Genomic DNA, 6721 nt, shown 5'->3' on the forward strand with positions numbered 1-6721 from the left:
GGTCGTCGATGGCCGAAACCCATATCGCCGGAACGCTCGAACGCCCCGAGGGCTGGCAGGGCGTCGCCGCCGACTGGTCGTCCGACCAGCGCGCCTTCAAGAGCGCGTCCTGGGGCAAGGCGATGATGTGGATCTTCCTGCTCAGCGATACCTTCGTGTTCGGCTGCTTCCTGCTGTCCTACATGACGGTGCGGATGTCGACCGCCCAGAGCTGGCCGAACCCGAGCGAGGTGTTCGCGCTGACCATCGGCGGCAAGCCGATCCCGCTGATCCTGATCGCGATCATGACCTTCGTCCTGATCAGCAGCAGCGGCACCATGGCCATGGCGGTGAATTACGGCTATCGCCGCGACCGGGTGAAGACGGCGGTGCTGATGCTGGTCACCGCGGCCTTCGGCGCCACCTTCGTCGGCATGCAGGCGTTCGAATGGACCAAGCTGATCACCGAAGGCGTGCGGCCCTGGGGCAACCCCTGGGGTGCGCCGCAATTCGGCTCGGCCTTCTTCATGATCACCGGCTTCCACGGCACCCATGTCACCATCGGCGTGATCTTCCTGATCGCCATGGCCCGCAAGGTGCTGCGCGGCGACTTCGAGACCGGCCGGCGCGGCTTCTTCACCAGCCGGCGGGGCAATTACGAGATCGTCGAGATCACCGGCCTGTACTGGCATTTCGTCGATCTGGTCTGGGTGTTCATCTTCGCGCTGTTCTATCTGTGGTGAGGGACATGGCACACGCCGCGCATATCGACGACGGGCACGGGCAGCCGCAGCCGGTCGTCCATGCCAAGGGGCAGCAGCACCCGATCAAGCTGTACCTGGTGGTCTGGGGCTGGCTGTTCGTGCTCAGCGCCTGCTCCTACCTGGTCGACTATTTCGCCCTGCAGGGTCTGCTGCGCTGGAGCCTGATCCTGATCTTCATGATGCTGAAGGCGGGGCTGATCGTCGCCGTGTTCATGCACATGAAGTGGGAGCGGCTGGCCCTGGTCTACGCCATCACGGTGCCGCCCGTGGCGCTGCTGGTCTTCGTCGCCCTCATGGTCGCCGAATCCGACTATACCCTGCTGACCCGGATGACGTTCCTGGGCGGGCAGTAGGGGCGGAGAAGAGGGAGGCGGCGGCAACCACCCCCACACTGTCATGCCCGGGCTTGACCCGGGCATCCAGGGAATGTCGATGCCGCTCTGGGTGGCCCCTGGATTGCCGGGTCAAGCCCGGCAATGACAGGAAGGGGAAGACCGAACGCGCTTACCCCTTGATCACTCCATCCGCGATCTCGCGGATCAGCTCCGGCAGCACCTCGAAGGCATACGGCCGGTAGATGCGCTCCAGCGGCGTGTGGTAGTCGCGGCCCCAGGGGCCGGCATTGACGATCGGGATCTGCGCCAGGGCCGGGCCGTCGGGCCAGGGCAGGCCGGCGCCCCAGGCCGGGGTGTCGGCAGCGATGGCCGCGACCGAGCTCTCGTCACCCGTGCCGAGGAAGCTCATGTCCGAGATGCCGGGGAACCAGGGCTCGAGCCCGATCGTGGTGCGGTGGCGCACCGCCACCCTGGCCGCGGCCTCGCGCGTCGCCCGCTCCAGCCGCTGCCCGGCCTCGTCCTCGCCCAGCGACACCGGCAGATAGGGCATCGACGCCAAGCCCAGCACCACCGCCGGGCCGCTGCGGCCGCTCAGGCGCCACAGCGCTTCGGTGATCCGCCGGCATTGCTCCGGCAGGTCCAGCCCGGCCTCCGCCACCTCGGCCGCCACCGTGGCGAGGGCCGCCTCGGCTTCCGGCGAGCGCGCCAGGACCTCGCGCCGCAACTCGGCGAAGCGCAGCACCGGCACGTCCGGCACATCGGCCCCGCCGCGTTGCCGCAACTGCGCGGCGACGCCGGCGGCCGCGTCCCCGATCAGCTTGGCCAGCGGCGCCAGCACATCCTCGGGTCCGCGCCGGTACCGCGCGGTGTTCCAGAACATCCAGACCGTGCCGGGGGTGGTGACGTCGTAGCCGGCCTTGCCGTCCTTCATGCCCAGCAGCGTCGCCGGCGTGCCGGAGGCGTTGCCCAGGCTCTCGGTCAGCTCCGGCGCCCATTCCACCGCGGCGGCAATGGCGCCGGCCAGGGCAGCGGCGCCGACGCCGTGGATCGTCTCGGCGGCATGGGCGGCGCGGCCGATCACCAGCGCACTGGGCAGCAGCTTGCCGACGCTGCCCAGCGCCACCGACCGGCCGAAGCGGCCGTCGCCGGTGTCGCCCAGGCAGTCGAGATTGATCGCGGCGTCGAGGCTCAGCCCCAGCCGCTCGGCCAGGCCGGGCAAGGCGCGGGCGGCGCTGCGGGCGCCGGAGGAGTTGACCTCCTCATCCGGCACGGCGAGGAACAGCAGGTTGCCCTCGCGCTCCGGCTCCGCGGCCGCGGCCTCGACCACCGCCAGGCCGGCGGCGAGGCCGCCCTTCATGTCGAGCAGGCCGCGCCCGGGCAGGAAGTCTGGCCCGGAGAGATCGGCCAGGGCCCGCTGCCCGGCCTCGCTGCGCGCATCCCGCCGCAGCCGGGCCAGCAGGGCGTCCTTCAACCGCTCCGGCTCGGTCGCCAGCGGTTGCAGGTCGCCGTAATCGGCCGTCGTCACCGTGTCGAAATGGCCGGTCAGCACCACAGTGCGGCGGCCGCGTCCGCGCAGCAGCGCGGCAACGCTGGCCCGCCCCAGCCGGTCGCCCGCCGGGATGGTCCAGACGTCGTCCGGCCGGTCGCGGAATGCCGGGCTCGCGCGCAGCAGGCCGCACAGCCTCTCGGCGAAGGCCACCTCGTCCGCCGTGCCGGTGACGCTGGGGATGCGGGTGAGGGTCAGCGCCCAGTGCTCGGCGCGGGCGGCGAGTTCGGTCATGGTCTCAGCTCTTGCCGGCGAAGGCGTTGAAGGTGATCAGCGTCATCGTGTCCTTGATGTGCGGCAGGGCGTGGATGCGGCTGTTGACGAAGCGGCCGACATCGACGTCGTCCGCCAGGTAGCATTTGACCATCAGATCGAACTGGCCGGAGATCGAATAGATCTCCGACACCTCCTCGATCTCGTCCACCGCGTGCTCGGCCGTGTCGTAGGCGTGGCCCAGCTCGCATTTCACCATGATGAAGATCGGACGCATCAAGCGGCCTCCGTGACTCGGGGTACGGGCCGATCCTAGCCCGGCTGCCGCGCGTGGTCATGCGGGATGGCCATCGCGCGATGTCTCTCGGCCTCAATTGCAGCACAGTTCATAGGATAATATGAGAATGCTGCCCATTGCTGAGCGGAACCCTCGGCCGTGCGTCGATCCTCTGGACAGGATCTGGCCGCCAGTGTCGAGTGTTCGGGCGATAATACTTCGTATCGATCCGATCGAGTGCGGCAGGATCAAGAGAAAAATCGCCAAGACTCATAGATAGCCATTTGGATCGCGATATTGCGTCGCGACCGTTTGGTGCGGTCTCGACATAAATATTTTCTGAAACGAAATTGAACAGGAGAGAGATCATGGCCACCATCACCTATTCATGGGGAACCCCGATCCTCGGGTTCACCTTGAATGGCGAGACGGACGGAAGCCAGGCGGATATCGCCATCGCCGCGACCGCCGACGGGGGCTATCTGGGGGCCTGGAGCGTCGGCAGCGGCTATGTCCGGGGCCGATACGTCGATGCCGACGGCACACCGGGCTCCGAATCCGACATCAACACCACGACGGCCGGCAACCAGTTCGATGCCAGCATGGCGTTGCTGGGCAACGGCAACAATGTCGTCAGCTTCACCGATCACAGCTCGGGCACCGATGTGGTCCGGATCCGCATCCTCGGCGATGGCGCGCCCGAGGACGATTTCGCGGTGCCTACCAATTCCAAACCCCTGCGGGAATCCGACGTCACAGCGCTGGGGTCCGACGGCTTTGCGGTCGCCTACACTCGCGACTATGGCGGCGGCGACACCGATGTCTTCGTTCAGCGATACGAGGCGGACGGAGACCTGGTCGGCGGGGTGATCGTCGTCGACAGCAGCAACGCCCTGGCCACCGACCATGCTTCGATCACCGGCCTTGCCTCCGGCGGCTTCGTCGTGACCTGGGAGATGTCCGCGGCCGCCGGCGGCAACCATTCCACCTGGTTCCAGCTCTACGACGCATCGGGGGCTGCCGTGACCGTTGCGGGCGACGCGTCCGGCAGCCATCACCTGATCGACGCGTCCGGCTCGATCAACCAGGACATCCAGGTCGCCGCCCTGCAGGATGGCGGCTTCGTCGTGGCCTATGCCGACAACGGCTGGCCTGGCGGCGACGGCACCGAGATCACGGCGGAGGTCTTCAATGCCGACGGAACGGACCGCACCAACTATATCAAGGTCAACACCGACGTCGCGGGCGATCAGCTCCACCCGACGATCACCGTCCTGTCCAACGGCTACTTCGTGGTCGGCTGGACCGATTCGAGCGTTCTCTACTATCAGGCCTACGACCCGAGTGGCGCCGCCATCGGCTCCAACTTCCTGGCCCAAACCGACGTCATCGAAGGCGAGATCGCAGCCCTGGCCGACGGCCTGATGGCCAACGTGCGCGAGAGCTCGTTCACCGATGGCGACGGCAATTCGGTCCGCAGCTCGGTGCATGCGCTGATCCGCGACACCGTCGGCACCGTGGCGGACGATACCCTGACCGGCGACAGCCTGCGCGACTTCGTCTACGGCGGTGACGGCAGCGACACCCTCAACGGCAATGGCGCCGACGACGCTCTGTTCGGCAACGCAGGCGCCGACACCCTCATCGGCGGCGCCGGGGCCGACGTTCTCGACGGCGGCGCCGGGGCCGATGTCCTCAACGGCGGCGCCGGTACCGACACCGCCAGTTATTACTACAGCGCGGCCGGGGTCACGGTCGACCTCGCCGCCGGCACCGACAGCGGCGGCGATGCCGCGGGCGACRYGCTGACCGGGATCGAGAACCTCTACGGCAGCAACCAGGGCAACGACACCCTCGCCGGCGATGCCGGCGCCAACAAGCTGCAGGGCTGGGGCGGTGACGACGTGCTCCGCGGCGGCGCCGGGGCCGACGTGCTCGACGGCGGGGCCGGCACCGACACGGCCAGCTGGTACACCAGTGCTGTCGGGGTCACGGTCGATCTCGTCGCCGGCACCGCCAGTGGCGGCGACGCCGGGGGCGACATGCTGGCCGGCATCGAGAACCTTTCCGGCAGCCAGGGCAGCGACACCCTCGCCGGCAGCGCCAGCCCCAACAAGCTGCAGGGCTGGGGCGGCGACGATGTGCTCCGCGGGGCCGCCGGGGCCGACGTGCTCGAAGGCGGCACCGGCATCGACACCGCCAGCTGGTACACCAGTGCTGCCGGGGTCACGGTCGACCTTGCCGCTGGCACCGGCAGCGGCGGTGAGGCCGCGGGCGACACGCTGGTCGGGATCGAGAACCTTTCCGGCAGCAACCTGGGCGGCGACACCCTCGCCGGCAACAGCGGCGCCAACAGGCTGCAGGGCTGGGGCGGCGACGACGTGCTYCGCGGCGCCGCCGGGGCSGACGTKMTCGAGGGYGGSRCCGGCATCGACACSGCCAGYTAYTACACCRGCRCSRYCGGGGTCACGGTCGATCTTGCCGCCGSCACCGCCAGCGGCGGCGAMGCCGCSGGCGACGTGCTGAGCGGCATCGAGAACCTCTCCGGCAGCAACCTGGACAACGACACCCTCGCCGGCAATGCCGGCGCCAACAAGCTGCAGGGCTGGGGCGGCGACGATTTGCTCCGCGGCGGGGYAGGGGCCGACACGCTCGAGGGCGGCGCCGGCACCGACACCGTCAGTTATTACAGCGGTGCCGTCGGGGTCGCGGTCAACCTCGCCGCCGGCACCGCCAGCGGCGGAGAGGCCGCCGGCGACGTGCTGACCGGGATCGAGAATCTCACCGGCAGCAACCTGGGCGGTGACACGCTCACCGGCAATGCCGGCGCCAATGTGCTGCAGGGCTGGGGCGGCAACGACACCCTCGTTGGCGGTGCCGGCAAGGATACGCTGACCGGCGGTATCGGGGCCGATAGTTATTACTTCACCGCCGTCGGCGACAGCGCGGTCGGGGCTAACGCCGACGTCATCACCGACTTCAGCCATCTCCAGGCCGACAAAGTCGACGTGAACCTTATCGACGCCAGCACCGGCGTTGCCGGCAACCAAGCCTTCAGCTTCATCGGCACCGGTGCCTACACCGGCATCGCCGGCCAGCTGCGCTACTCCGTCGCCGGCGGCGTGACCACCATCGCCGGCGACGTCAACGGCGACAGTGTCTCGGACTTCCACATTACCCTGACCGGCAGCATCGCTCTCGTCGCCGGCGACTTCGTGCTGTAGGGACGTTTCGGACCTTCCTGCCGCCGAATTGGACAGACCACCGACATCGGCCAATCAGCGGCAGAAGGATCTCGGGAGGCAGTGCGGCCAGCGGCCGTAAGGACGCTGCGCCGCCTGCTTGGTTTGGCCGTCGTGCCCGTTCTTGCTGAAGATCGTCCTGCAAGATAGTGGACTGCACCCCTGGACTGAGACAGAAGAATTAGGGTGACATGGGCGATCGGAGGCTGAATGCCCGACAAGCCCAGGAGTCCCACACGCAGTTTCCCCGCCGCGCTGAAGCAGGCGGCGATGGTTCGGCTTGAAGCCGGCGAAGCGCTGGCGGCAGTCGCCCGCGACCTCGGCGTCAGCCGCAAGGTGCTCTATGGCTGGCGTGCGCTCTGGCG

Annotated in this window: 6 protein-coding genes; 4 read left to right on the top strand and 2 right to left on the bottom strand. The window is 68.6% G+C overall.

Annotated elements, in window-relative coordinates; genetic code table 11:
• The first annotated feature begins 8 nt into the window (after nucleotides 1-8).
• Nucleotides 9-722 carry a heme-copper oxidase subunit III family protein gene (locus AB4Z01_RS28845; RefSeq protein WP_441699519.1) on the top strand — a complete coding sequence of 238 codons (714 nt, stop codon included), beginning with the start codon at nucleotides 9-11 and terminating at the stop codon, nucleotides 720-722.
• A 5-nt stretch (nucleotides 723-727) separates the two neighbouring features.
• On the top strand, nucleotides 728-1096 hold the full coding sequence (locus AB4Z01_RS28850) for a cytochrome C oxidase subunit IV family protein (RefSeq protein WP_441699520.1): 369 nt from the start codon (nucleotides 728-730) through the stop codon (nucleotides 1094-1096).
• 151 nt (nucleotides 1097-1247) lie between these two features.
• Here the strand turns inward: AB4Z01_RS28850 and AB4Z01_RS28855 are convergent, their stop codons facing one another.
• On the bottom strand, nucleotides 1248-2858 hold the full coding sequence (locus AB4Z01_RS28855) for a M20/M25/M40 family metallo-hydrolase (RefSeq protein WP_441699522.1): 1611 nt from the start codon (nucleotides 2856-2858) through the stop codon (nucleotides 1248-1250).
• A 4-nt stretch (nucleotides 2859-2862) separates the two neighbouring features.
• Nucleotides 2863-3114: an Lrp/AsnC ligand binding domain-containing protein gene (locus AB4Z01_RS28860; protein ID WP_441699524.1), complete on the bottom strand. Its 252-nt coding sequence runs from the start codon at nucleotides 3112-3114 to the stop codon at nucleotides 2863-2865.
• Nucleotides 3115-3482: 368 nt separating this feature from the next.
• On the opposite strand from AB4Z01_RS28860, the gene AB4Z01_RS28865 reads away from it, so the two are divergent.
• Nucleotides 3483-6338, top strand: a complete 2856-nt coding sequence (locus AB4Z01_RS28865; RefSeq protein ID WP_441699526.1) for a beta strand repeat-containing protein — start codon at nucleotides 3483-3485, stop codon at nucleotides 6336-6338.
• A 228-nt stretch (nucleotides 6339-6566) separates the two neighbouring features.
• Nucleotides 6567-6721: transposase (locus AB4Z01_RS28870; RefSeq protein WP_441699528.1), on the top strand; the 155-nt coding region annotated here is incomplete at its 3' end.

The organism is Inquilinus sp. YAF38 (assembly GCF_052113205.1).
Lineage (GTDB): Bacteria > Pseudomonadota > Alphaproteobacteria > DSM-16000 > Inquilinaceae > Inquilinus.